General features: G+C 37.4%; 25 protein-coding genes and 1 other RNA gene. 4 read left to right on the top strand and 22 right to left on the bottom strand.

What is annotated here, in order from left to right:
• Positions 1–3: 3 nt before the first annotated feature.
• The 11 genes from holB to JKP73_RS07255 all read right to left on the bottom strand — a co-directional run bounded on the left by holB (position 4) and on the right by JKP73_RS07255 (position 10,692).
• Entirely contained in the window at positions 4–993 is a 990-nt protein-coding gene (gene holB, locus JKP73_RS07305) for a DNA polymerase III subunit delta' (protein WP_021290336.1), read from the bottom strand.
• A 28-nt stretch (positions 994–1,021) separates the two neighbouring features.
• Complete coding sequence (locus JKP73_RS07300) at positions 1,022–1,456, bottom strand: YaaR family protein (protein WP_021290335.1); 435 nt, start codon at positions 1,454–1,456, stop codon at positions 1,022–1,024.
• Positions 1,457–1,506: 50 nt separating this feature from the next.
• Positions 1,507–1,836, bottom strand: a complete 330-nt coding sequence (darA, locus tag JKP73_RS07295) for a cyclic di-AMP receptor DarA (RefSeq protein WP_021290334.1) — start codon at positions 1,834–1,836, stop codon at positions 1,507–1,509.
• 14 nt (positions 1,837–1,850) lie between these two features.
• Positions 1,851–2,492, bottom strand: coding sequence for a dTMP kinase (gene tmk / locus JKP73_RS07290; protein WP_038241565.1), 642 nt, complete (start codon positions 2,490–2,492; stop codon positions 1,851–1,853).
• The gene (locus JKP73_RS07285) at positions 2,489–3,931 is read right to left on the bottom strand and encodes an aminotransferase class I/II-fold pyridoxal phosphate-dependent enzyme (RefSeq protein WP_200411054.1); all 1,443 of its coding nucleotides are present in this window, start codon (positions 3,929–3,931) and stop codon (positions 2,489–2,491) included. Before JKP73_RS07285 ends, tmk begins: the two co-directional genes overlap by 4 nt.
• A gap of 109 nt (positions 3,932–4,040) precedes the next feature.
• A complete protein-coding gene (locus JKP73_RS07280; RefSeq protein WP_021290331.1) occupies positions 4,041–4,232 on the bottom strand; it encodes a sigma factor G inhibitor Gin in 192 nt (63 codons plus the stop codon).
• 121 nt (positions 4,233–4,353) lie between these two features.
• Positions 4,354–4,620 carry a pro-sigmaK processing inhibitor BofA family protein gene (locus tag JKP73_RS07275; protein WP_021290330.1) on the bottom strand — a complete coding sequence of 89 codons (267 nt, stop codon included), beginning with the start codon at positions 4,618–4,620 and terminating at the stop codon, positions 4,354–4,356.
• Positions 4,621–4,771: 151 nt separating this feature from the next.
• Positions 4,772–5,086 (bottom strand): hypothetical protein, encoded by a 315-nt coding sequence (locus tag JKP73_RS07270; protein ID WP_200411053.1) that lies wholly within the window; start codon positions 5,084–5,086, stop codon positions 4,772–4,774.
• 121 nt (positions 5,087–5,207) lie between these two features.
• A complete protein-coding gene (locus JKP73_RS07265) occupies positions 5,208–5,876 on the bottom strand; it encodes a hypothetical protein (RefSeq protein WP_200411052.1) in 669 nt (222 codons plus the stop codon).
• A gap of 12 nt (positions 5,877–5,888) precedes the next feature.
• On the bottom strand, positions 5,889–6,458 hold the full coding sequence (locus JKP73_RS07260) for a signal peptidase I (protein ID WP_200411051.1): 570 nt from the start codon (positions 6,456–6,458) through the stop codon (positions 5,889–5,891).
• 82 nt (positions 6,459–6,540) lie between these two features.
• Positions 6,541–10,692 carry a S8 family serine peptidase gene (locus JKP73_RS07255; protein WP_200411050.1) on the bottom strand — a complete coding sequence of 1,384 codons (4,152 nt, stop codon included), beginning with the start codon at positions 10,690–10,692 and terminating at the stop codon, positions 6,541–6,543.
• Between the two features lie 434 nt (positions 10,693–11,126).
• On the opposite strand from JKP73_RS07255, the gene JKP73_RS07250 reads away from it, so the two are divergent.
• Positions 11,127–12,374 carry a helix-turn-helix domain-containing protein gene (locus JKP73_RS07250; RefSeq protein ID WP_021290325.1) on the top strand — a complete coding sequence of 416 codons (1,248 nt, stop codon included), beginning with the start codon at positions 11,127–11,129 and terminating at the stop codon, positions 12,372–12,374.
• Between the two features lie 68 nt (positions 12,375–12,442).
• Here JKP73_RS07250 and JKP73_RS07245 read toward each other — a convergent pair whose 3' ends face one another.
• The 5 genes from JKP73_RS07245 to dnaX form a co-directional block, all read right to left on the bottom strand.
• Positions 12,443–13,471: a DUF2332 domain-containing protein gene (locus JKP73_RS07245; protein ID WP_031335306.1), complete on the bottom strand. Its 1,029-nt coding sequence runs from the start codon at positions 13,469–13,471 to the stop codon at positions 12,443–12,445.
• A gap of 160 nt (positions 13,472–13,631) precedes the next feature.
• The gene (locus tag JKP73_RS07240) at positions 13,632–13,844 is read right to left on the bottom strand and encodes a YaaL family protein (protein ID WP_021290323.1); all 213 of its coding nucleotides are present in this window, start codon (positions 13,842–13,844) and stop codon (positions 13,632–13,634) included.
• 15 nt (positions 13,845–13,859) lie between these two features.
• Positions 13,860–14,456 carry a recombination mediator RecR gene (gene recR, locus JKP73_RS07235; protein ID WP_021290322.1) on the bottom strand — a complete coding sequence of 199 codons (597 nt, stop codon included), beginning with the start codon at positions 14,454–14,456 and terminating at the stop codon, positions 13,860–13,862.
• 17 nt (positions 14,457–14,473) lie between these two features.
• Positions 14,474–14,788, bottom strand: coding sequence for a YbaB/EbfC family nucleoid-associated protein (locus JKP73_RS07230; RefSeq protein ID WP_021290321.1), 315 nt, complete (start codon positions 14,786–14,788; stop codon positions 14,474–14,476).
• A gap of 37 nt (positions 14,789–14,825) precedes the next feature.
• Positions 14,826–16,517: a DNA polymerase III subunit gamma/tau gene (gene dnaX / locus JKP73_RS07225; RefSeq protein ID WP_021290320.1), complete on the bottom strand. Its 1,692-nt coding sequence runs from the start codon at positions 16,515–16,517 to the stop codon at positions 14,826–14,828.
• Between the two features lie 183 nt (positions 16,518–16,700).
• On the opposite strand from dnaX, the gene JKP73_RS07220 reads away from it, so the two are divergent.
• Positions 16,701–17,264, top strand: a complete 564-nt coding sequence (locus tag JKP73_RS07220) for a beta-class carbonic anhydrase (RefSeq protein WP_021290319.1) — start codon at positions 16,701–16,703, stop codon at positions 17,262–17,264.
• Positions 17,265–17,315: 51 nt separating this feature from the next.
• On the opposite strand, the gene ffs is transcribed toward JKP73_RS07220, so the two are convergent.
• An RNA gene (ffs, locus tag JKP73_RS07215) (signal recognition particle sRNA large type) lies at positions 17,316–17,581 on the bottom strand.
• Between the two features lie 211 nt (positions 17,582–17,792).
• The gene (tadA, locus tag JKP73_RS07210; RefSeq protein WP_021290318.1) at positions 17,793–18,257 is read right to left on the bottom strand and encodes a tRNA adenosine(34) deaminase TadA; all 465 of its coding nucleotides are present in this window, start codon (positions 18,255–18,257) and stop codon (positions 17,793–17,795) included.
• A 147-nt stretch (positions 18,258–18,404) separates the two neighbouring features.
• On the opposite strand from tadA, the gene JKP73_RS07205 reads away from it, so the two are divergent.
• Together JKP73_RS07205 and JKP73_RS07200 are read left to right on the top strand one after the other, a co-directional pair.
• A complete protein-coding gene (locus JKP73_RS07205; RefSeq protein ID WP_021290317.1) occupies positions 18,405–18,938 on the top strand; it encodes a cysteine hydrolase family protein in 534 nt (177 codons plus the stop codon).
• Between the two features lie 91 nt (positions 18,939–19,029).
• Positions 19,030–20,322 carry a glycoside hydrolase family 18 protein gene (locus tag JKP73_RS07200; RefSeq protein ID WP_021290316.1) on the top strand — a complete coding sequence of 431 codons (1,293 nt, stop codon included), beginning with the start codon at positions 19,030–19,032 and terminating at the stop codon, positions 20,320–20,322.
• A 47-nt stretch (positions 20,323–20,369) separates the two neighbouring features.
• Here JKP73_RS07200 and JKP73_RS07195 read toward each other — a convergent pair whose 3' ends face one another.
• The 4 genes from JKP73_RS07195 to JKP73_RS07180 all read right to left on the bottom strand — a co-directional run bounded on the left by JKP73_RS07195 (position 20,370) and on the right by JKP73_RS07180 (position 25,810).
• Positions 20,370–20,888: a type 1 glutamine amidotransferase domain-containing protein gene (locus tag JKP73_RS07195; RefSeq protein WP_038241574.1), complete on the bottom strand. Its 519-nt coding sequence runs from the start codon at positions 20,886–20,888 to the stop codon at positions 20,370–20,372.
• Between the two features lie 112 nt (positions 20,889–21,000).
• A complete protein-coding gene (gene acsA / locus JKP73_RS07190; protein ID WP_160806950.1) occupies positions 21,001–22,716 on the bottom strand; it encodes an acetate--CoA ligase in 1,716 nt (571 codons plus the stop codon).
• Positions 22,717–22,969: 253 nt separating this feature from the next.
• Positions 22,970–24,205, bottom strand: coding sequence for a dicarboxylate/amino acid:cation symporter (locus JKP73_RS07185; RefSeq protein WP_021290313.1), 1,236 nt, complete (start codon positions 24,203–24,205; stop codon positions 22,970–22,972).
• A gap of 267 nt (positions 24,206–24,472) precedes the next feature.
• Entirely contained in the window at positions 24,473–25,810 is a 1,338-nt protein-coding gene (locus JKP73_RS07180) for an APC family permease (protein ID WP_021290312.1), read from the bottom strand.
• Positions 25,811–25,906 lie beyond the last annotated feature (96 nt).

The raw sequence follows: 25,906 nt of genomic DNA, 5'->3' as shown, positions 1-25,906 counted from the left end.
TTATCACCTCTGTATTTGAAGTGTGAGCTGCTCCATCACTAAGGTTGGATGGACATTTTGCTTTAACTTTCGCTTTGCCTGCAACACCGTTTGTAAGACGTCTAATAATTGCTCCTGCGAAAAGCGTCTTGCTGCCTTTTCAAGCAATTCATCAGAAGGGGCGAAAAATACCATCCCAGCTTCGTTTTCTATATGGTAATAAAGAATATCTTTGAATGCGAATAGTAGGAGATCCAATCCTTCTTCATGCTCACTTCTTTCCTTGAAATGAGTCACCCAATGCTGATGAATAAATAAGTATACATCCTCTGGATTGGATGAAAGTACCTCTACTAATTGTACCACTATCTTTCTTGCGGAGGCAAACCACTCGTCGTTATTTCTAGTAAAGGCATCGTCTAAATTATTCGTTAGTGCACTCATTAAAACTGCATTTCTATTATGCATCCCTTTTTCTATTAATTGCTTTTGGAAGTTTACTGGATTAAGAGGCTTTAAATCAATGACCTGACATCTGGAACGAATGGTCGGGAGAATTGATTGACTATTGTCTGTCATCATAATCGCCGTTGTTTTTTTATTCGGCTCTTCTAAAAATTTCAAAATACGGTTGGCAGCATTAACGGTTAACGTATCAGCACCTTTGATAATATAAACTTTTTGATCCGATTCTAGACCAGAATACATAAATTCTTTCTGCAAATTCCTGATTTGCTCTATTTTAATCGATTGTCCATCTGGTTCAATCCAATGTACATCCGGATGATTTCCAGATGCAATACGGTGACACGCATTACAATGTGAACATGGCTCATCAGCTGAATTATTCTCACAAAATAACCCTTTAGCGATGAGCAAGGCGATCGCTTCTTTACCCGTGCCTCGTTCACCTTGAAGTAAATAAGCATGGGAAATCCGGTCTTTCTTTATGCTATTTGTTATTATCCTGCTTGCTAACGGCTGTATTTCGGCAACCTCAGGCCACGTTTCCATATGTATCCCCTTCATATTATCATGCTTCTTACGTATATATGTTAACCAGCAGACCTTTAATCTCACCAATTAAACCTAGTAGATCTACTGTCTTTTTTTCGTTATTCATGACTTCTTCGGTTAGTTCCATTAATTTTTCATTAACAGCTTTTACGATGGTTAGGTTTCGACTTTGTTGATCCACCCCAAAACGATGAGACTTTTCCAAGTCCAACCCACTATTAACTGCTTCCTGCAAAAAACCTTTGACTAACCGCTTAAATTTTGCTAAATCTCGGAACGAACGGAATCGAGCTAGCTTGTCTCCCTGCAGACTAATATTTTTTATTAAAACTTGGAATTCTTGCTGTTTAAGTTGTTGGGCCTGGGACTGCAGCGATTTCTGGAAAGTCCGGTTCTCTTCTCCAGCTGGTCTAATATACTTTGTTTCAGGTTGGGGTCTTAAATCTTGACTAATTTTCAAATGCTCAGTCCCTTCCGGCCTACAATCTCTTTTATCAAGACAGCTTAGCCTTAAAATTGATAAAACGATTCGATCGGCAAAATAAACACGGTGGCTCCACCTACTTCTACCTTAACTGGCTTTGGAATATAAGAATCAGCATTGCCTCCCATTGGCGAGATTGGTGCAACCATTTGTTCACGATGCGAACAGTTGTCTTTAATGATATCTAATGCTTCATCAACATATTCGTCTTCACACCCGATCATTAAGGTGGTGTTTCCTTCCTTTAAAAAACCGCCAGTAGTAGCAAGCTTGGTTGTCTTAAAATTCTCTTCACCTAGTGCATCCACCAGACGATTAGAATCTTTATCTTGAACCACTGCGATAAGTAACTTCATTTTTGCCAGCTCCTTTAGATTTTCTTATTTTCCTTAAATAAAGATAAGATATGACGTAAAGCTTCTTCTTCCACATCTTCCATTGGTTGATCCGCATTTATGAATTGAAATCGATTAGGAAATCTTTCTGCAAGTATATGATAAGCATCATAGACATGTTCATGAAATTCAAGATTTTCCAGATCCAAACGATTTTGCTCTCTATTTTTATTCGCCGCGATCCGCTCTAATCCTTTTTTGGGCTCAATATCGAAGAATAAAGTTCGATCAGGCATGCAATCACCAATGGCAAATTGATTAATTTTTAGTACCTCATCCATTCCTAGACCTCGCGCATAACCCTGATATACAAGGCTGCTATCTATAAAGCGATCGCATAACACTATTTTACCCTGATTTAATGCTGGCAACACTTTTTCAAAGAAATGCTGACTTCTTGCTGCTGCATATAACAACGCTTCTGTATGCTCTTCCATCTCTGTGTGAAGCGGATCAAGGATAATATTCCTTATTTTCTCAGCTATCTTGATACCACCTGGCTCTCGAGTAGCAAGTACATCATAGCCTTCATTGCTTAACCGTTGACTTAAAGCATGGTGAATCGAGGTTTTTCCAGCACCTTCCCCACCTTCAAATGTGATAAATAGTCCCCTCAACTTCCTTCTTCTCCTTCTTCCAATCCTATATTTATAAATACTTGGATGTCTTCTGTATACCGGTGTTGCATACGTACTCCTTGTTCACGCAGTAGGAATAGCGTGTTTATATGTGTAGTTGTGATTACTTCCCCTTTTAGTATTAATGCGATTCCAGGTGGATATGGAATAACCGATTCTGCCGCAACATACCCAACTGCATCTTGAAGCGAGAAGTAATTCGTTTGCAACTGATCCATTGTTTGATAAGACAAAGCTAATTCCTGAACCTTCTCAGTAAAAAGTCCTTGTATGTCTATTGTATCATGTCTAGCAGTATTTTTTAATTGATCATTCACGGTTTTTACTGCTTTTTTCAAGCGATTTACTTCAGTAAATGGAGCTAATCCGTGAATGAATAATAATTGGTTATGTGTTGCTAATTCTGGATAAATTTGCTGTTCCTCAAAGTAGCTAGCAACTTGTGTTGCAGTAATCCCTTCCTGCATTTCCAATGTAATTTTTAATGGATCATCTGCTGTTACAATACTCCAGTAATTGGTTTGACTTAACGCCCCTTTGACCTTGTCGACGCTATCTAATATGGCATGTATAGCTTTTGGAGGCATGTTTGCCAGAAAAGCACGTGCGATATCCAACGAAGCCATTAATGGATAAGAAGGGCTACTGGATTGAATCATTTGTAAATAGTGAGCAACTTGCCGTTCAGATACATACCTAGAATTCATATGAAGATACGATCCCATTGTCATCGCTGGAGCCATTTTATGAGCCGATTGAACAACGATATCAGCACCTAGTTTTATAGCAGAAGGAGGCATGGGAGAACCCAAAGAAAAGTGAACACCATGCGCTTCATCAATTAGAACAGGAATGCGATGGGAATGTGCCAGTTCTATCATCTTTTTTAAAGCAAATGTATGTCCAAAGTAATCCGGGTATGTAAGCACGACTGCCTTCGCATTAGGATGCTGTTCTATGGCTCGCTTTAATGTGTTTATATTTGGATTGTTATACCGATGAACAGCTTCATTATAATCTGGCGCAATAAATACCGGGCTTGCTCCACATAATTCTAATCCGTTCATAATTGATTTATGAACATTACGTTGTACAATAACCTTATCAGATGCCTTACATGTAGCTAATATCATAGCCAAATTGCCGGCCGTACTTCCTCCTACTAGAAAAAACGTTTTCTTTGTTTGAAAGAAATCGGCAGCCAACTGTTCCGCATCAGCAATAACCGTTTCTGGTGCATGTAAATCATCCAATCCTGTTAACTCTGTCATATCAAATTTAAGCAGTGTATGAAAATATTGTTTCACTGCTTCAGGAAATATATTCCCGTTTTTATGACCTGGTACATGAAAGGAAATGGGACGATTCACTGAAAATTGTTGTAGTGCATGAAATAACGGCATTCGTTGTTGGTTCATTTATCTTCGCCTCAATATGATGAAATTAACTGATCATATCTTATCATATCAGCACTAGACTTTCATTTAGATAACAAAAAAAGCCTTTGCGGACAAAGACTTTACCGATCTAGGAATATAGTTTTGGTTTGTTGATATTTTTTAATTTATGGAGATAATAGTTATACTTTTCTTCACGTGGTTCCGTATGAATCATATTATGCTCACATTCTGAACAGATAAACAATGTGTACAAATGAATACCTGATTCCTTTTCTTCTTCACAAATACCACAACGTTCATGTGTTAAGCTTTGTTTCATTTCTCCACCTCCGTTATGAATTAGTATCTCCTAATCTAACGGATCTTATACAAAAAAATCTTTGAAAATGAATTGAAAATAGTAAGCTTTAAGAATTTCTTTTATATTTGCATTTAATCAATCATGAAATAATAAACAAATGAATTGCTGATAACGATGCCAACCCGAAGATGCCTAGAAATCCAGCTATTACCGCTGTGAATAAATTTATTGGAATATGCAATCCAATTGCCCCACCGAACACATTAATAAAAAACAGAAATAATATCCCGATTCCAAGCTTTACCGTCGTATGTCCAATAAAGCGCATTGGTTTTACGGGCGCCCCTACAAATAATAGGATAATAATTAATGCAACCATAATAGAAATTACTAGTGTCGAATTCAAACTAATCAACCCCTCTTTCTTGTCCCTTTCTACTACTTATGCATAAAATGAAAGAAAAAGAACCAGACATAGTAAAAACACTACACAGTATACATTGCGTTCTTCTAATCAGATATTAGAAGTCTCTGTATTCAATTTCACTGCCGTTCCTTCAAGTAGGAGGTGGATCAAATGAAACAATGATAATTTCATCAATAAAGGAATTAAATCCTATTAAATGAAAATTTACTTGCTCAGCTTCACAGGACACCTTTCTTGTAACTACTTCCGAAAATAACTCACCCGGTGATAATTGTAGTTTCTTTTCATCTAGCTTAATTGGTATCTCTACATCTGCAATATTCTTAATCTTTATTTCTATGTTAGTAACACATGCTGCATCAAAAGATAAAAGATCAGCATCAATATCTAGAAGATCTTTTGTAGTTGCGTTGACTACCTTTCCGTATGATTCAGTTTCACTCATAAACCAAGCCTTTGTAGTAGATGAAGATATAGATATACATAGTGTATAAACGAGTATGCAGCTAAGCAGTATAATAAAAGCTCTTCTCCTTTCCACTACACGCTCACCCCTCTAACTCGCATTACTCATACGTTGCACCATCATCTGTTTGTTTACCAATCACATGAAAAGTTGCATCATACTGTGCACCTTGGTATTCATTGCCCGCACTCTCATCTAACTTAATAGCTATCATAATATCAATATATTGACCTTCATCAAGTTGCCAGAAGGAATCTTCACTCCCCTCACCGAACGTAATCTCACCTGAATCAACCTCTTCGTCTGTTAATAGTTCTCCAGAAAGTTCTACTCCTTCAGTATTAGCAGTTGTAAATGTCCGTTCATTTGTTTCCCCATTAAATAGATTTTCTAATTGTATTTTTGATTTTTCATAGGTATCCTGATCGGGAGTAGTTGTGTACTTCATAGCCATGTATCCAACCTCATATGCATCTAAGGATGCTTTATCAATTGAATGTGTATAAGTAGCATTTAGATACGTATCTAAGTCACCACTGTTCTCAATAGTCACCCAATTTCCATATTCAAGCTGTGAGGGGGCAAATTTAATTCCGGAAAAAATCGGTGTTTCTATATTGCTATCATTATTAATTTGTAATACTCCATTCTGCATGTCACCTTGCGCCTCTGTTTCTGAAGTAAACCAAGAGTATGTTCCTATCCCAGCTGAAGCTACCAAAATTCCAGCAAAAGTCGTACCTAATAATGTTTTCTTTAATTTTTTCATAAAAGTTCCTCCTCATATCTTTTTAATATTCTGTTTTGATGGATGCCTTTTTGCGGATTTCTGACTCCTTTCATACACCTCCAAACAAATATATCCAGTAAAAGGGAGAAGGATAAGCAGAATAAACCCTACCGGTCCACTGATAAACTTAGAAATAAAACCTACATTCGGAATCATAAATACCTGTTTTCCTATAACATTCTTTGCAGACACCAGCGTCTCATCAACAACATTATTATTGTCCCCCTTTGTAACAAACTGGATATTCCCCTGTTGCAAAATCACTTCACTTACTCGGTGAGTAATATATTTATCCGCTGCTTCTTTAAAGGTAATAACGTCATTTTCTTGAATCTCTGATGCTTCCAATCTTTTTACAATGACCATATCACCAGTTTCGAATGTCGGATTCATACTATTAGACAAGACTGTAAAAGGCTGAAAACTAAACAAAGAAGGAGGCTGTCCAGGATTACGAAGCAATTGAATCACAATAAATAGAACGAAGATAACCATTAGAACAAATAAAAGACGCAGCAATATCTTCAGTGCTCTCCTAAATTTATCTTTGATTTCAACCATCCTCTCCCTCCTGACAGCTCATTTTTATAAATAGGAACTCACACACCGAAGTGTGTAGCATTCCCAATTCATACTTTTCTCTCTAATTATTTGGTTCTAGCCCTATTGATTTAAGAAAATCATTCAACCCTTTATTTCCTAATTTTTCTAACGGGGTTTTATTCTCTGGTGCGTCAAAACCAATATCTAAGAAATTCATTTCAATGAAACGAATGTCTGCTTCATCAACAATTCCGTCCTTGTTTACATCCGTTTTATCATTTTCTTTACCATAATGGGCTACAACACGCATTACATCATGGATGTCGACAACTTTATCGCCATTGATATCTCCAGCAGTGTTCATGTCTGGATGCACTCGCTTGGATTCGCCAATAACTTCACCATTCTCTTCTATCCCTACTTCTGTCTCCAATACATTATTTAAATGACCGGGGACTTCAACATAGACATTGTACGTTCTTTCAGATACCGGAAGCCCCTTGATCGTAAAATTCCCCTGCTCTGTAATCGTACCTCTGTATTTTTTACCATCTTGATCTTTTGCATATATCTTAACGCCCATTTCTTCATAATCTTTCTGTAATACAAATCCATCCTCATGAAGAAATGCTTCTGGCTCGATAAAACCTGTAATAGTAGAATGCTTTGGAACAATCGTATACTTGTCATGTGAGAAAACAGAGATCGATACTGGTTCTGATTCACCGGCTTTCTCATAACTAAAATCGTCAACAGATAGACTTGTTGCGCCACCGTAATAGTGGTCATCAATTAATTCAAATGTGACATCAAGAAATTTCATATCTTTATCAATGCCTGAAAACGCATTACCTTCGATAGATGCTCCTACTTTCACAAAATCTGTCCAATAGTCTTCTCTAAATGAAGGTTCGTTCAAGTTTATTTCTAAGTCATTCTCTTCTGCATATGCTGCAAATGCTTCATTTACCTGAACTCCATCAAACTGATAAAGATCCTTCGCATACTCTACTTCAAATTCCCCAGACATTAACGCCTTCACGTTGTTTAGACTTAATGTCAAGGTAAATGTATTGCCTTTCTTTATTTCCTCTTTGTCATAAGTAGACATGCCATAGGCTGTTCCTTCTTCAACAAATGTGTACCTCGTTTTATTAACAATATCGGCATTCGTAGCTAAATCAACAGGCAATAAATCTAAATTTACTGGTCCATTCTCAATTTCTTCAGGCAATAAACCAAACTTCATATTTCCGTTTGCTTCAACTGGAATCTGACCTGGAAATGGAGAATTCTGATAATAGGCGACAATATTTTCCGATTGATCATAATCCAAGCCTTTTGATTTTAAAACATCAATTGTAGAATCATACACATTCGTATGAACCCATAGAGCATGATGCCCATCCTCATCTGTATACATAGACTCATCCACTTCATGTACTCCTGGTTCCAAATCATTAAACGTTAATTCCGGTGGTGTATTATCGACAATAGCAACATTCTGTATGGTGTACGTATCTCCATTCTCATCGTGACCAATCACTTCAAGGATATAATCATCTTCTGGTAATTTGACTCTTTCTTCTGCTATTGGATTTTCTGTGTCATCGGTAAATGGAAAAACGCTTCCCATAAATGCTTGCAACACGTAATACTCTCTACCAACTTCCATATTACTGCTATCTAATGTACCGACTAATCCAATCGGCTCTTGTGTTTCTCCATCTTTCACAATAACATCCATTGTTTCGATTGGACTTTTTATTTTTAAGGCCATATTGATAAATGGAAGTAAAAATGGATGAAATGTCCATTCATTTGGAACTGCTTGGCGGTCTAAATCGACATAATCAATCCCTTTATCGGTAACACGAACAGCGAATGGTACTTGGAAATTCTCTTCACTAGCTTCGTTTTCAACATGGATATATCCCTCAAACATGCCATATTCTGCATTTTTTGGTACTTGAATCGTTGCATTGATTTCCTCTGATTGTTCAGATCCAACAGTTATTGATTCAGGTACGTTTAACTCGATCCCTTCTTCATTTCCGTGTAGGAATTCAACATTTATGGCATATGATTTCTCCTCGGCTGAGTGATTCTCAATGCGAATATCTTTCTTTTCTTCCAAACCTTCCCCTTCCTCTAAATAATAGCTGCCATAGCCAATGGAACCAGTAACCTCGTCGATCATAGTGGTTTCTTCCCCATCCAACATCTCTGTTTTATCAAGGACTTTAACCGATGTATTAGTATGAACAGCATTATAAGCATTAATTCTCCCCGATCCTACTTCATAGACAGAGTAATTTTCTTTTAGATCAACAGAGGTATTCATTAAGGCGGCTTTTACTTCAAAGGGACTGTAATTTGGATTCTCTTGTAAAATAAGTGCTGCTGACGCTGCAACATGTGGAGAAGCCATGGATGTACCCTGTATACGTGCATAAGCTAAATCATAATTATTATGTTCTGGATCATTAACATAGGATGGGTAAGTAGAGAAAATTGCCACCCCAGGTGCAACAACATCTGGCTTGATATCATAATTTTGTGCTGCAGGTCCTCTCGAACTGAAATCTGCTAAATGGTCACCTTCTGATTCCGTATTTGTTAACTCGCCAAACGTTAGTAAAAGTTCATCTGAAAGAACCTCTTTCAAAGCCTGTCCATCCTCATTAGAAAGACGGAATGCTGGAAGATAGGCTGTACTTTCTCCAATATAATAAGGGATTTGCCCGTCTTCATTATTGAATACAATGGCAGCTTCTGCACCTGCATCTTTTGCATTTTTAACTTTTTCATCAAAGGAAATCTCGCCACGCTTTATTAATGCAATTTTCCCCTCTACATCAACCGCTGCAAAATCCTCAGCATACCCCAGCCCTGCGTCAACTATAGAAAAGGATTGATCTTTGAACGCTTCTAGATTATCTGTGAAATTTTTTGCTAACAGTTGCATATCTGTTACCGTCACATCTCCTGCTGTAGCGCTAAACGTGGGGATAGTCTGTGACACATCACTTGCTCCAACAGAAATAGGAAATGCAGCGGCCCCAGGCGATCCTACTGTTTTCTCACCTGGTCCAGCATTACCTGCTGCTACTACTGTTACTACATCAGATAATACAGCATTATTAACTGCTAAAGATGTAGGAGACAAAGGATCATTCGCATTAGATCCTAAGGATAGATTGATAACATCCATCTCATCTTTAACAGCCTTATCAATTCCTGCGATAACCCCATTGGTTGGCCCAGAACCATAAGGACCTAAAACACGATAGTTATATAAATCCACTTCAGGAGCTACACCTTTGACCGCATAATCAACATCATTGCTCTTTGTACCAGCAATCGTCCCAGATACATGGGTGCCATGTGATGTGTAATAACTTACGCCACTAATAAATTCAGCTTCACCAGATTCTCGCCAATCTTTATAGGTCGTCTCCATTGGATCAGCATCATTATCGATATAATCCCAGCCTTTAACCTGGCTAGGATCGATTTCAGCTGGGTTTTCTCCTTCCGTAAAACGATAACCTTGATAGGCATCCGTCAAATCAGGGTGGTTATAATCAATACCAGTATCAATTACCCCAACTTTAATTCCCTCCCCTTTGATGCCTTCATCATGTAATCGGTCTACACCAATTTGCGGGACACTATCTGCCATTTTTGGTTCCACTTTCTTTTGATCAACTTTAGGTAATTCTAAGCGAACGGTTTTATCCTTCCAAACACGCTTAACAACACCCGTTTGAATTAAATCTTTAACTGAATTTCCAGGCAATGTCATTGCCACACCATTTATTGCATGCCGATACTCATGTGTAATAGAAGGCCCATCAGTAGATTTTGTTTTCTTCATTTTTTTTAGGACTTCTTTAAATTGTTTATGTGATGATTCTACTTTTTCTTTTGCTTGCGATAAAGTAACCTTGCTACGTGACCTCATTGCCTTTGCTTTTGCTACCTCAACCTTTGCAGGATCCTGCTTAAATTCAACAATTACTTTTACGGGCTCTGAACTTTCTATATTAATATCTGGGTGTATAGTAAAACCTTTATCGGCTTCTAATTCATGGATAGCCTTGCGCTCTTCTGCAGTTATGTTACTTAATAGATTATTTATTTCCTTATCTTTATTCGACGAAGCGAATGTGTGACCAGGAAGTAGATACATGATAAGTAAAAAAATAGATAAATAAATTGTGAACAATTGCAATCTACGTTTTAACATAGCCTACTATTCCCCTCTCTTTTTTCTACTAAAATTAGATTTGAATCACTTTCCTCCTTTCATGTAGTGGACTTCAAGTAAAATTCCTTCTTATTAAATATGTTATATCTACTTTTTAATACTGTAAATTGGGGTAATTCTGTTATTTCCGAAAATTTAAAATAGTAAATTCGGATTACTATTCCTAGAAATACAATAGGTTTAAAAATTTACTCTAATCAGTCGTACTATATTCTAATCGTCAATCGTATTCTGGCCTACGTGTAATTATAAGAGCTAAATTCACATCAAAAGCACTATTAATAATTACCCCAAGTCAGCTATAATTGGTATAAAAAAGCCGGTTATTGTATTGACAGGAGCTTTCATTAATCCTCATACAAAGATTATGATTATTTAATGATGAAGATCTTCTAATAAGGGGGCACACAGCGATGTATGAAGGGAAAATCTTAAAATTTTACAGAGAAAAAGCAAAAATCACCCAAGAGCAACTTGGGCGAGGAATTTGTTCTGTGACACATATTAGTAAAATAGAAAGAGGGTTAACGGAGTATTCTCCTGAAATCACTATGTTATTAGCTCAAAGACTTAACATTAATATGGAGCAGGAAACTGCCAATTTAATCAATTTAAAAAAGAAGTTAGACCAGTGGCACGAGATGATAATATCTCAAGATTATAGCAGTGCTACTACCATTTATGATGAATTCCAGGAAAATGAAATGATAATTATTTCAGAATATTATCTTTACTATTTGCTTCTAAAAGGAATCTATCATTTGAAGCAAGGTTTTATTAAAGAAGCAGGAACATTAATTAAAACACTGCAAAAAAAGCGCAATAAACTCAATAATTATGAAGAAAATCTTATGAAACATGTGTTAGGTATCTACTTTATGATGACAGACGATCATTTAAAGTCCATCCATCTATTAAAAAGTATTCAATTCGATATTTATTCAAATGCATTAGTTTATTATGACTTAGCCGCAGCTTATCATCATATTCACTCCCCCGTGCTAGCATATTATTACGGAGAAAAAGCACTTAATGCTTATAAAAAGAAAAATTATTTTCTCGGGGTTATTGATACAGAAAATTTAATGCTAATTGAAGTGGAGTCGGGTCAACATCGTAATTTCAAAGAAACAAAAGAACAATATCAAGATTTAATTCGTCTTTGCGATCTGTGTAACTCACCAGATAAAAAGGGGAAAATACTACATAACTTTGCCTATGAACACTTAAAAAGAAAAAAATACCATGAAGCAGGAAAATTATATAAAGCATCCATGGATTTAAAAGAAAAGAAGAGTAATATTTATTTACTGTCACTAGAAGGATATGTTCGATGTGCAAATGAAGGGGATTTTTTAGAAAAAGACCAATTAATATCCTTAATTGAAGAGGGCTTATCCATTGCTTCAGAAATAAAAGAACCCCTATATAACCATGTGTTTTTGCTACATTATTACACCATATTTGATCAAGAAAAACAGTATTATCATTACTTAACAGAAAAAGCATTACCTTATTTTAAAGAACATGGATTTTTCGTTACCATGAAACGATATGAAAAGGAATTATTTAATTACTTCCTAAAAACTGAACAATGGGAAAGAGCTGTGCAAACGGCAGATTACATTATTAACAAGGTTGATGATACATATATATTTTAGTTTTTCCGAACACAGCATCTTTATTATCTACACCTACCTAGAATTAGGTACAATACCGTTTGTTTCTATTACTTATTCTGCCATTCCCAGTCAAACCATCTACCATGCCCATCGGTTTCACCTAGATTATACATATGCTCTTCGCCATTAATGTAAGCGTCTATATGTAAATTGCGGTCTGACATATTATTATAGATATGAATAACATCACGATGCTTGGCTATTTGCTGTAAATTATCCATCAATTTATTTTTTACTTCTAATGGTATTTGATTAGCTACATGCGTGTGAAATATACAAACAATGCTATCGGCTGGTGCTTGTTTCGATAAGTCAACGATTCGTTTCACACCATCTCCTTCTAACAGACATGGAGGGCTTTTCTTCAGCTGCTCAACTGCAGATGCTAGAAGTTCTACCCGCTCTTGATTTTCTGGCCAAATAAGCGCACGTAACCAATTATAATCGGAGGCTTTTGTTACATCACAACAATGCAAATCCACACCGACTCGAGAAACAATAGAAGGCCGAATCGCTAAATGCGGTGGCTTCTTCCCCTTCCTCACTCTTGAAGTGATGTGTAATGCAGCGCTTGGGTTTCCATATATTATACCATCCCCATAGGAATAACTATATTGTTCTACCAGTAATTGCAATCCTGCGCTTGTTCCTATTTCTATTAAAGACAATGGTTTATTTGTCTGCTTAAAAATGCCACAGAATATTGGATACAAGTACGCACATCTTCTGACTTCATTGGTCTGCACCCGCTTTGATTCAAGAATATCGATAATCGATGATTGATGGGTAGTACAAAAGTCTTTAAACTCTGGGAATACTTGTTGATAATCAGCAGGATTTTCTACTAAACTCGGGTAAAATGCTTGCAAGGAATGGTCTCTCCCCTGAAGCAACAGATAATGCACGGCTCCTAAGAATAAATTCGGCTCTGGCTGGCCTTTTGCTGCATGACCGCTTAAGCGTAACATATCCATATCTTCAGAAATCTTCCACGCCAAATGCTCATAAAGTGGACTGCTATCCTTCGCTTCTTGGGCAAATAATTGATAGCGTTTAGCATGATCACTCATATTCATTCCCCCTATTTTTAAAAGTATCATACGAAAATATAAAAGCAGCCAAGTAGGAGATGTGCTGCAGTTGTAAATTTCTATGAGCAACTACTTCCTTACCTATAGAAAAAGACAAGTACATCACTGCCTTGTCTTTGCTGTCCAAATCAATTAACTTTTGGATTTAATGATAGGTCGCCCGCAATTTTCGATGCCTTGCTTCACGTAGTAAAAATAGATACTTAGCTTGAGCAAAAGCTTCCCAATAGTTTCCATCCATAGAGGGATCAATGCTTCTAGATACCATCGATTCAATTTGCTTCCACTCTTTTTCCAACCGTATCATTGTTTCTAGTAATTGTCCGTCCATCTCTTTTTTCTTTATTTTTTTAGCCATTTATTCACCTAATTCCTACAGATCTCTTCTACCCTCAAGCGCTTTTGATAAGGTTACTTCATCTGCATATTCCAAGTCTCCCCCAACAGGCAGCCCATGAGCAATTCTTGTTGTCTTGATGCCAGATGGCTTTACAAGTCTGGAGATATACATTGCTGTAGCTTCCCCTTCAATATTTGGATTTGTAGCCAAAATCAATTCTTCAACTTGTTCATCTTTCAGTCGATTAATTAAATCTGGTACATTAATATCCTCTGGCCCAATGCCATCCATAGGAGATATAGCACCATGAAGTACATGGTACTTGCCATGATACTCTTTCATTTTTTCCATGGCAATAACATCCTTTGGATCTTGTACCACACAAATAATCGATTGATCTCGTGTTGTATCTTGACAAATGGAGCAAGGATCCTGATCGGTAATATGACCACAGGTAGAGCAATGGGTTAGTTCTCGCTTGGCATTAACCAAGGAATTAGCAAAATCCATTACGTCATCATCCTGCATATTCAAAACAAAGAAAGCCAGACGGACTGCTGTTTTTGGTCCGATTCCTGGCAATTTAGTAAAACTGTCAATTAGCTTCGAAATTGGTTCTGGATAATACATTTATACGCCTCCAAGAATTAGAACATTCCAGGCATATTCAACCCTTTCGTGAATTGTCCCATTGTATCATTTGTTTTATCATCAATTTGTTTTAGAACATCATTGGTAGCTGTCAGAATTAAATCTTGTAGCATTTCTGCATCATCTGGATCAATAACTTCTTCATTAATTTGAATATCTGTAATCTCTTTTTTTCCATTTGCAGTTACAGTAACCATTCCGCCACCTGCAGATGCTTCAAAAGACATCTCATGTAATTCATCCTGTGCTTTCATCATCTTCTTTTGCATTTTTTGCATTTGCTTCATCATATTTCCCATATTTCCTTTCATGGAAATACCTCCTTTTAATAATAGATACGTTCATTGGTTAATCGTGAATTTCAACCACATCGTCCCCGAACAGTTTTCTCGCTTCTTCTACAAGAGGGTCAGCAGTACTTTCTTCCTGAATTGTCGTTGTTTTTTCTTGATTCGATATATATTCTGTGCGTAATTCTTTCCAATCCGTTTCCGGTATTGGTATGATTGTTAACGATTTTCCCATGACATTTGCCAATACGGATTCTATGGTTTCCTGGTTATCTAAGAACAAGGAACAATGGATTTCATATTTAAACGCGACTACAAGCACCTTATCTGAAGCTGCCGCTGGTTTGCTGTCTTGTATGGTAGCGTGAGCCGGTGCGTTTGCTTTTTTTAAATTGGACAAAAAGGCCGCCCATTGTGAATGTACTTGTTTTAATGCGGATTTCTCTGCCTGCTTGAGGACATCTCTAATTCGCTCGTATGGAATCTTATAGCTATTCTTAGATGATCGAGATGGTGCTTTCCGTGTTTCACGCTGCGGTGCAGGTTGCGCACTTACTACAGGGTTTTCCTTCAGTAAGTTCACCTCTTTTTCTAATTGCCCAAGTTGTGAGGTTAATCTAGCTATCATCTCTGAATCCGCAGGTTGAGCTGATTGGGCTTGATTGTCTTTTCCATTTGTAATGGATAATATAGCAATTTCAATGTATACTTTAGGGCTATTTGTCCACTTAATTTCCTGTTGACATTGATTTAGTTGATTCATTGCTTCTTGAATCCAACTATTCGTTACCTTCGCGGCTAATTCTTTAAAAGGTTGATCTGCACGTGCTCGTTCAAGAAGCGCTTCTAGGGTTGGGGCACTTTTATAAAGTAATACATCTCGTAAGAAATAGATCATATCATAAACAAACCGAGCTGGGTCCTTCCCCTTTTGAATCAACTCATTCAGCTGCATAAGCGCATGTTGTACATCCTTTTCATACATTGCGCGGACAATACTTGTTAGTGTTTGTTGCGATACGCCCCCTGTAACCGCTAAAACATCTTCTAGTTCAACCGATTCCTCACTATAAGATATCGCTTGGTCTAAAATACTTAAGGCATCTCGCATACCGCCTTCAGCCGCTAAGGCTACCGTATCTAATGCTTCTTTAGATACAGCGGTTCCCTCTACATCAAGAATCGTTTGCATGCGTTCTACAATCGATTGATTTGAAATAGGCTTAAAGTCAAACCGCTGACATCTAGATAGAATCGTCAACGGGATCTTGTGGGGTTCTGTTGTAGCTAAGATAAATACGACATGCTGTGGCGGTTCTTCTAATGTTTTTAACAATGCATTAAACGCATTTACGGATATCATGTGTACCTCATCTATGATATATACTTTATAAGGTACTACACTAGAGGCATATTTTACTTTATCTCTAATTTCACGTATATCTTCAACACTTGTATTCGATGCAGCATCAATTTCAATGACATCAGAAATAGAACCGTCTTGTATTCCACGGCATGCTGCACATTCATTACATGGTTCTTTGACTGGCGAACGTTCACAGTTAATCGTTTTAGCAAAAATCTTCGCAGCACTAGTTTTCCCTGTACCACGTGGGCCAGAAAACAAGTAAGCATGGGAGAATTTTTCCTGTACAATCGCATTCTGTAATGTCCGTGTTATATGGGCTTGCCCGACCACGTCAGCAAAATTCCTTGGACGCCATACGCGATATAATGCCTGATAGCTCATGATACGATTCTCCTTTAAAATCTCTTTCTAATTATACTCTATTTTAGGGGGGAATGTGAACCATGGCGGTACAACAAATAAGAAAAAATCAATCCCATTATCTAACATTTCGACTATAACTCGTGTCGTTTTTAATCATTTGCTTTATAATTAGTATTGAATATGTAGAAAAGGAGACTAACAATGACTTTATTAAATGAAATTCTATCCTTTAACAAAGCGTTCGTTCAAAATGAAGAATATGAAGATTTTGAACGTAATAAACTTCCGAATAAGCGTGTACTCATACTCTCTTGTATGGATACAAGACTAGTAGAATTATTACCTAAGTCAATGAATATTGCGAATGGTGATGCCAAGGTTGTAAAGACAGCGGGGGCACTTGTCTCCGAACCATTTGGTAATGTTATGCAGAGTATTATTGTAGGAGTCTATGAATTAAACGTTGATGAAGTATGCGTCATTGGCCATTATGATTGTGGAATGGGAAATGTTAAAGCAGATCAAACAATAGAAAAAATGAAGAAACGTGGGGTTACGCAAGAAAAACTAGATACCTTACAAAATGCTGGAGTAAATCTAGATCAGTTCTTAAATGGTTTTGCAGATGTAGAAGACAGTGTAAAAACAAGTGTATCGACCATTCGTAATCACCCACTCATTCCAGATAATATCCCTGTTCATGGATTAATTATTGATCCAAATACCGGAAGGCTTGATCTTGTTGAAGAAGGCTATACAAAGTAATTAAAAAACCTCTGACTATAATGAGTCAGAGGTTTTCTTTTTATATGTAAACCGTGCACCCACCGTTGATACAACAACCCTATGCGTTACTCAAGTTCATGGCTCTACCTAGGCTTCCCCGCGGCACACAGGAATGACCACTTACTGCTGCTTCCTTCCGGACCTGACAGGGTTCATGGGTTCCTGTTGCGCAGGACCTAAGCGTCAACACCACTCTCTTGAGGCAGACCATAAAGTCATTGTACCTCGGGTGGGGATTCGGCCTCGCTATAGCGGATTGCGAGTACAGGGCACCGCTACCTCCCCACTTAGCACGGCATTAATCATTATACCTATATTATATTAAAAATGCAATGGTAGAGCATGGAAAATTAAGAGTCTGAGTCAAAAGTATATTATTCATATAATAGACCGCCAATGATTTCACTTGATCATTTCGATTTCGGATTAATCGTAACAGTTTCTATCTTCGCTCAGCGTTTCATTACTACACTTTTATATTTTCCGGCTTATATTGCCGTCTCTCCCTTACTTGTTTTTTTTCTGCTGCCTAAGCTCTTTGAAAAAATTCTTTAAAAGGTCGCCACATTCTGTTTCTAATACTCCACTTGTTACTTCTACTTGATGGTTAAACCTTTCTTCCTCTAAGAGATTCATTAACGTACCTGCACAACCAGCTTTCGGATCTTTAGCTCCATATACAACACGCTTTATTCGTGATTGAACGATTGTCCCAGCACACATAGGGCAAGGTTCTAATGTTACATAAAGTGTGCAATCTTCTAATCGCCAACTACCAATAAATTCATTTGCTTGTTGAATTGCTATTAACTCTGCATGAGAAAGAGTTTGTTGAGAAGTCTCTCGAAGATTATATCCTGAGGCAATTACTTCCCCTTCATAGGTTATAACTGCTCCAATTGGTACTTCATTTTGGTTGGCTGCTTTTTTTGCTTCTTCTATTGCAACGTGCATGAACGTTTCATCTGACAATTTTATCACAACCTTTCTTTAAAAGTTTGAAAACCTTGAAAAAGGTAATAATTAATAAGAAAAGCATAAAGCACTTGCCTCTAGCAGCTCATCATAGTTTTAAATGGTAACACTGGTAATCCCTTCTCTTAGAAAGGAGTAATCGCATTGGATACATCATTAGAAAATACGGCTGTTCTTTTTGTTGATATTATTAATGATTTTCGATTTGATGGTGGAGATAACTTATTAGCAAATACAAAAGAAATATTACCTGACTTAAAAAATTTACGGATATATGCGAAAGAGAATAAATTACCTATCATCTATATTAATGACCATTATGGTCTATGGCAGGCTGATTTTCACAAAATTATCGATTATTGTCATAACGATCGCAGTCAAGAAATCATCGAAACGTTAAAACCAGATGATCAAGATTATTTCTTAATTAAACCACAGCACTCTGCCTTTTTTCAAACCCCATTACAATCCTTGTTAAATGAATTAGGAAAGACACATCTATTAATGGCTGGCATTGCTGGTGATATTTGCATTCTATTTACTGCAAAGGATGCCTATATGTACGGATACAACATGCATATTCCAAAGAATTGCATGGCATCCGAAGGAAAAGACAATAATGATTATGCTTTGTATTTATTAAATTCTGTCATGAAAGCTGATATCTCAGCGATATAATTGGAATAACAAAGATTCCCTTCTCATAGATTGTAAGTAGCACATCTATAAACTGTAGGTTTTGAACAACCTCATAAAGGAGGGAATCGGTATGCAAATACATGTAATTACCTCAGGCGAGTCACTGTACGGAATTGCCAATACGTATAACACAACTACGCAGGCGCTTATCGATGCAAATGAACTTGATGCTCCAAATAATCTTGTTGTCGGCCAGGCTTTAGTGATCCCGATCATTGGACAATTTTATTTTGTTCAACCTGGTGATAGTTTATATTCCATTGCCCAACAATTTGGTATCTCTTATCAAGAATTAGCACAAATCAATAATTTCCCACCAGGTAATATCCTGCCAGTCGGATTTAGGCTTTATATACCGCCAGTCTCTAAGTCACCTATCACGACAAACGCCTATATTGAGCCAACCGGTGGAACCGTATCAGAAACATTAGAAAACGCAGCCACAAAAACAACACCTTACTTAACCTATTTAGCAATTTTCAGCTATCGTGTTGGTCGTGATGGAAGTTTGACACCGCCCCCATTGAACGGGTTATCAGAGATTGCCCAACAGAATAACGCAGCGAAGATGCTTGTGGTAACAAACCTGGAAGAAGGCGAATTCAGCCAAGAACTTGGTCATATTATTGTAACCGTTCAAAGTGTCCAAAACACACTACTGGATAATATCGTCAATACAGCTACTACTGGCGGATATAGCGATGTTCATTTTGACTTTGAGTTTCTTCCGCCAGAGGACAGAGAGGCGTACAATAACTTTTTACGGAAAGCAAAAGAGCGTTTATCACAAGCCGGTTTACTGATGTCAACTGCATTAGCACCAAAAACGAGCGCTACCCAGACCGGGCAATGGTATGAAGCACATGATTATGCAGCACATGGAGAGATTGCAGACTTTGTCGTGCTCATGACATATGAATGGGGGTATAGTTATGGACCGCCAATGGCTGTATCTCCACTAGATCAAGTAAGAGAAGTTGTTGAATATGCCTTAACGGAAATGCCAGCTGATAAAATCTTATTGGGGCAAAATTTATATGGTTATGATTGGACATTACCTTATGAAGAAGGTGGTGAAGCTGCACAAGCAGTTAGCCCGCAACAGGCAATAACAATAGCGAGGGAGAACAATGCAGAAATAAAATTTGATGAAGGCTCGCAAGCTCCCTATTTCACTTATACGGATAACGAAGGCAATCAACATGAGGTCTGGTTTGAGGATGCCAGATCCATCCAAGCCAAATTTAATCTAATTAAAGAGTTAGGATTATTAGGCATATCCTATTGGAAGCTGGGCCTTGCTTTCCCACAAAATTGGCTGTTACTGCAGGATCAATTTGACATCGAAAAAATGGAACCATAAAAAAAGAGGAGCTCTATGCATCAAGCAGAGCTCCTCTTTCTTTTCGATTATTTATTTAATACACGAACTGCTTCGCGATTAAATGCCGGTATATCATCAGGTTGACGACTTGTAACAAGTTGATCCTGACAAACCGCTACTTCTTCATCTACTACCTTTGCACCAGCATAGTCCATATCTACTTGAATCGATTTAAATCCTGTTGCTTTTCTTCCTTCTAACGTTTTAGCCGTAATTAATAACTGTGGACCATGACAGATAGCGAATACCGGTTTCTTCTCATCCATAAAATGCTTTGCAAATGTAACAAAACGATCATCTGCACGTAACATGTCTGGAGAAAAGCCACCGGGAATAAATAACGCATCAAAATCACTCGGGTTCACATCATCAATTCCTTGATCAATCGTGACAGTGGTTTCTTTCTGCTTTCCTGTTACATTGTTTCCTTTTTCTTTTTCAATGGTAACAACTTCATGACCAGCCTCTTTAAAAGCCTTTACTGGATCCGTATATTCTACATCCTCAAACATATCTGTAATGACTGTTGCTATTTTCTTACTCATTGATATCCACTCCTTTACGATTGCTACATAATTACATATTCCCAAGTACATTAAAATTAAACATATAAAAAGGCTGACATTCAATCATTTCAGAACGTCAGCCTTTGTGAATTTATTCTTCTAATGTTGAGGTATCACCTGTTGGCAGTCCTAACTCCCACGATTTTAATAAACGTCTCATAATCTTACCACTACGGGTTTTCGGGATGGTATCTTTCACTTCTAATTCCCTCGGAGCAGCATGCGCACTTAATCCGGTCTTCACAAACCTGCGAATATCTTCTAACAATTCTTCGGAGTCTTGATAACCATCATTCAATGTAATAAACGCTTTAATGATTTCCCCACGCTCCGGATGCGGTTTACCAATTACGCCAGCCTCTGCTACAGCTGGATGTTCAATTAATTTACTTTCCACTTCAAATGGCCCCACTCGCTCTCCAGAAGTATTTATAACATCATCCAAACGTCCTTGGAACCAAAAATATCCATCTTCGTCTTTATACGCACTATCTCCGGAAACATACCAGCCATGTATGAAATAACTTTCATACTTACTCGGATTTTTCCATATCGCCCGCATCATAGAAGGCCAACCCTTTTTAATAGCTAAGTTGCCCATTTGATTCGCCGGTAACTCATTTCCTTCATTATCAATAATTGCTGCATCTACACCTGGTATAGGTTTGCCCATGGATCCAGGACGTATTTCCATAGACGGTACATTAACGATCAATTGCGCCCCTGTTTCTGTCATCCACCATGTATCATGAATCCGTAAGTTAAATGCTTTGAGTCCCCAAGTCACCACTTCTGGATTTAATGGCTCCCCGACACTCATAATATGCCGTAATGAAGATAAGTCATATTTTTTCACAATATCTTCACCAGCACTAACTAATTTTCGTAGAGCTGTTGGTGCTGTATACCAAACCGTGACACGATACGTAGCGATTGTATTGTACCAGTCATCTGGTGTAAACCGACCACCTCTTATGACATTGGTTACCCCATGTAACCAAGGTGCGAAAATGCCGTAACTGGTTCCTGTTACCCAACCTGGATCTGCTGTACACCAGTAGACATCGTCTTCTTTCAGATCTAACACCCAGTCGCCAGTAGCATAATGTTGAATCATCGCATGATGCACATGATAAACACCCTTCGGTTTCCCTGTAGAACCGGAAGTATAATGGAGTAACATTCCATCTTCTAAGTCAACCCATTCGATTTCTGTTTTAGCTGAAGTGTTCTCCATTTCCTTATTGTAATCAATATATTGTTCTCCAGTTTCCTGATGATCTCCAACAAGTACAATTTTTTCTAAAGCTGGTAGGTCGTTTTGAGGAACGCGATACAATAAATCCGGCGTAGTAATTAAGACTCGAGCCTCGCTGTCTTGCAGTCGATCTCTAACTGCTTGCTCCATAAACGCTTCAAATAAAGGTCCTGCAATAGCACCTACTTTCAAAATACCAAAGAAGGCAGCATAGAACTCTGGACTTCTCGGCATAAATAAAAATACGCGATCGCCTTTTTTCACATCATATTTACGAAGTACATTAGCGAATTTATTACTTTCATCACGAAGAGTTGCAAATGTAACCTTTTCTTCTCTTTCTGGATCTGAATAAAGCAATGCTACTTGATCTTTTTTCTTTGGGTTTTCTGCATGGCGATCTAACGCCTCGTATGCCATGTTTACTTTTCCCGTTTCATTCCAAGTAAAATGTTTCTTCAATGCTTCCCATGAGAATGTCTCTCGAGTTTTTTCATAGTCTGTTAGATTGTGGTTACCTTCTCTAGCTGGTATCTTTTGCATATCCATCCAATCACCTCGTTATTAGAATTGAAATCGGTTACATCTATCGTTTATACTAGACGATTCATTTAAGACCTTATGTTTTGTATAATGAAACCGATTAATTAACAATGTATTAAAAATTATGCAAACTTTTTGGTAACTAGTATTTATTTTAGAACATTCCGTGACAATTTTAAAGTAATACGTACGTTAAATTAAATGAACGTCTGGATGATTATAAAAAACACGTCTATTTCGAAAATAGACGTGTGTATATCTAAGCAGTTTGCTCCGCTTGATCTTTTTCATTTCGTTTATCGCTTTCTGAAATAATATAAGCACAAGCAGCATCACCAGTAATGTTTAGAGAAGTACGTAGCATATCTAATAATCTATCAACACCAATAATTAATGCAATACCATCCACAGGTAAGCCCACTTGCTTAAGAACCATTGCTAACATAATGAGTCCAACACCAGGAACTCCAGCAGTACCAATGCTCGCTAGGGTTGCTGTTAAGACAACCATTAACATTTGGCTGATTCCTAATGGCTCTGCATATACTTGAGCAATAAATACAGTAGCTACCGCCTGCATAATCGCAGTACCATCCATATTTATAGTAGCACCTAATGGCTGAACAAAGCTACTAATCGACTTTTTCACTCCTAGTCTTTCTTGTGCCATTTTCATAGAAACTGGCAGCGTTGCACTTGAGCTTGATGTACTGAAGGCAACAGACATAGCAGGGAAAAATAGTTTATAGAACTTTATTGGACTAGCTTTTCCTAATCCTTTAATAGCTAAACTATACGTAACAGCCCCGTGAATGAGTAGTGCTAGAATTACAGCAACCATATACATTGCCATTGACCCTAAAGCATCTAATCCGGCTTCACCAATCGCTGATGCAATTAAAGCAAACGCACCATAAGGAGCCGTTTTCATTATTGCATTAACTAGAAAAATTAAGATTTCATTTGCTTGTTCAAATAACTTGTGTATTCCACTTGTTTTCTCACCAAGTATTGCTAAGGCGACTCCAATAAACACCGCAAAAGCAATAATTTGTAGCATATTCCCTGTAGACATTGCTTCGATTGGGTTCTCGGGAATAATATTTATAAATGTATCCATAATTGGTGGCGCAGCTTCTTCTTCATAACTTGCATTTTCTGTATCAAACGTGCCTGCTTGACCAGGTTCTAGAATTAACCCAACTCCAAGACCAATAACTAAAGCTACAGCGGTAGTAACCAAGTAAAAACCTATCGTTTTAATCCCGATTTTCCCAAGCTTAGAGGGATCACCAAGACCAGCCGTTCCCAGTACTATTGATACAAAGACGATCGGTACTACAATCATCATGATTAGATTTAAGAATATTTCTCCAACTGGATTTAATACATAGGTATCAATCGCAGAAAAAAAGTCATTAGATGAAAACGTTAAACCAATACCTGCAATTACACCTAAAACAAGTGCAATCAGTATTTTTTTCGTTAAATTCATAGCATTCGTCCTTTCTTGTTGATTGTCTTTTCTGAGAATTCTGGTGAAAGGTGGAATAAGGAAATGAGAGTATCTCATGCAGAATTACTAAGTTGGGACTTTTAAAAGTTTAGAGTTGCTTTATTATTTTATCATCTTTTAGGCGAAATGAACAGACCTTGTTTTAAGAATACGGTGATATCAGGGCTTTTAGGCGTATACTTTCCCTATCTGCATATGCCATGTTGACGTTAGTAAACAAATAAATGATATCAAGTATGTAGCTAATCATCCTTCTAGTTCATCAAATTCAATTTGTGGTGGCTCTTTTTTAAATAAGCCTGTCGATACACCTAAATACAATACACCAAGTAAAGCCCAAATCAGACCAATGATAATTGAGTACCAATCTAGATTACTCCAAAGATACAGAACAAAGCCCAAACCAATAAGCGGCCCTATTAAATTACTTAAAGCAAAGTTTAAAGAACCTTCCTTTTTATATTTAAAGTAATTTTTGATTACACATATATTTACAAAAGAAAAAGCAGTAAAGGCCCCCACATTAATAAGGGATGTAGCTGTCCGTAAATCTAGAAAAAGTGCAGATAAAGCTAACACTCCAACTAGTAAAATGTTTGGTATTGGTGAGTTAAATTTGGGATGTAAATAGCCAAAAAACCGTTTAGGTATTACCTCGTCCCTCCCTAACGCATATAATAATCTTGAAGCACTTAACTGTGCTGCCAAGCCTGATGCAAATACGGAGAATAAAGCTCCCGCAAGAAAAAACGAAAGAAATAGATTTCCACCTATTATAGAAGCGATTTCGGGAGAAGCGCCTTCGATATTCTGTAATACGGAAACATCAGGGAATAGGGATTGCATAAAGTATGTAACAGAAAAGAAAAACACCCCACCAATTGAAGCAACCAGCAAAATAGCTTTAGGAATCGTCTTTTTAGGTTTCATTGTTTCTTCAGAAAGTGTAGTTATTGCATCAAACCCTATAAATGATAAGGCGAGGAGGGCTGCTCCAGCAAATACACCTGAAAATTCCATATTGGCAGGGAATAATTCATTTAATGAAATAAAGTGTTTCGGCCCTTCTACAATGGCACGAACATTAAGGTAAATAAAAATAGCACCCATTAAAAACTGAAATACAACAAGCAAGACATTGATAGAAGCAGCGATCTTCACGCCAAAGGTATTTAAAATACTAATAATCGTAATCAAGCCAACGATCCAAACCCACCCAGGAACCCCTGGGACTCCCGTTGAAAGATAAATTTTGGCAAGTAAGGAATTGATCATAGGAAGTGCTAAATAAGCTATAAAAGTCACCCATCCTACAATAATTCCGACATATGGATTTATTGTATTTTTTGTGTAGGTATAGACAGAACCAGCGGTTGGGTATTTTTTGACTAATTTTCCATAACTTAATGCCGTAAAGAGAATGGCAATAAATACGATAATGTAAGCCATAGGCACATGCCCTGAGGATACATCAGAGGCAATTCCAAAGGTATCAAATACAGCAAAAGGTGACATATAAGCTATTCCTATCGCTACCACATGAATTAATTTTAGATTTCGTTGAAGTTGTGCTGTCTTACTCATAAAAACATCCTTTCTAGATGGTTTTCCATTAACTAAAATGCTAACTAATCAGGGTCTCCCCTTATTGGATGCGCTTTCAAATAATGGGATTATGGA

It is taken from the genome of Virgibacillus salexigens (genome assembly GCF_014905415.1).
Classification (GTDB): Bacteria; Bacillota; Bacilli; order Bacillales; family Amphibacillaceae; genus Virgibacillus; species Virgibacillus salexigens.
The sequence above is the reverse complement of the archived record's forward strand: the minus strand, read 5'-3'. Positions and strand labels throughout refer to the sequence as shown.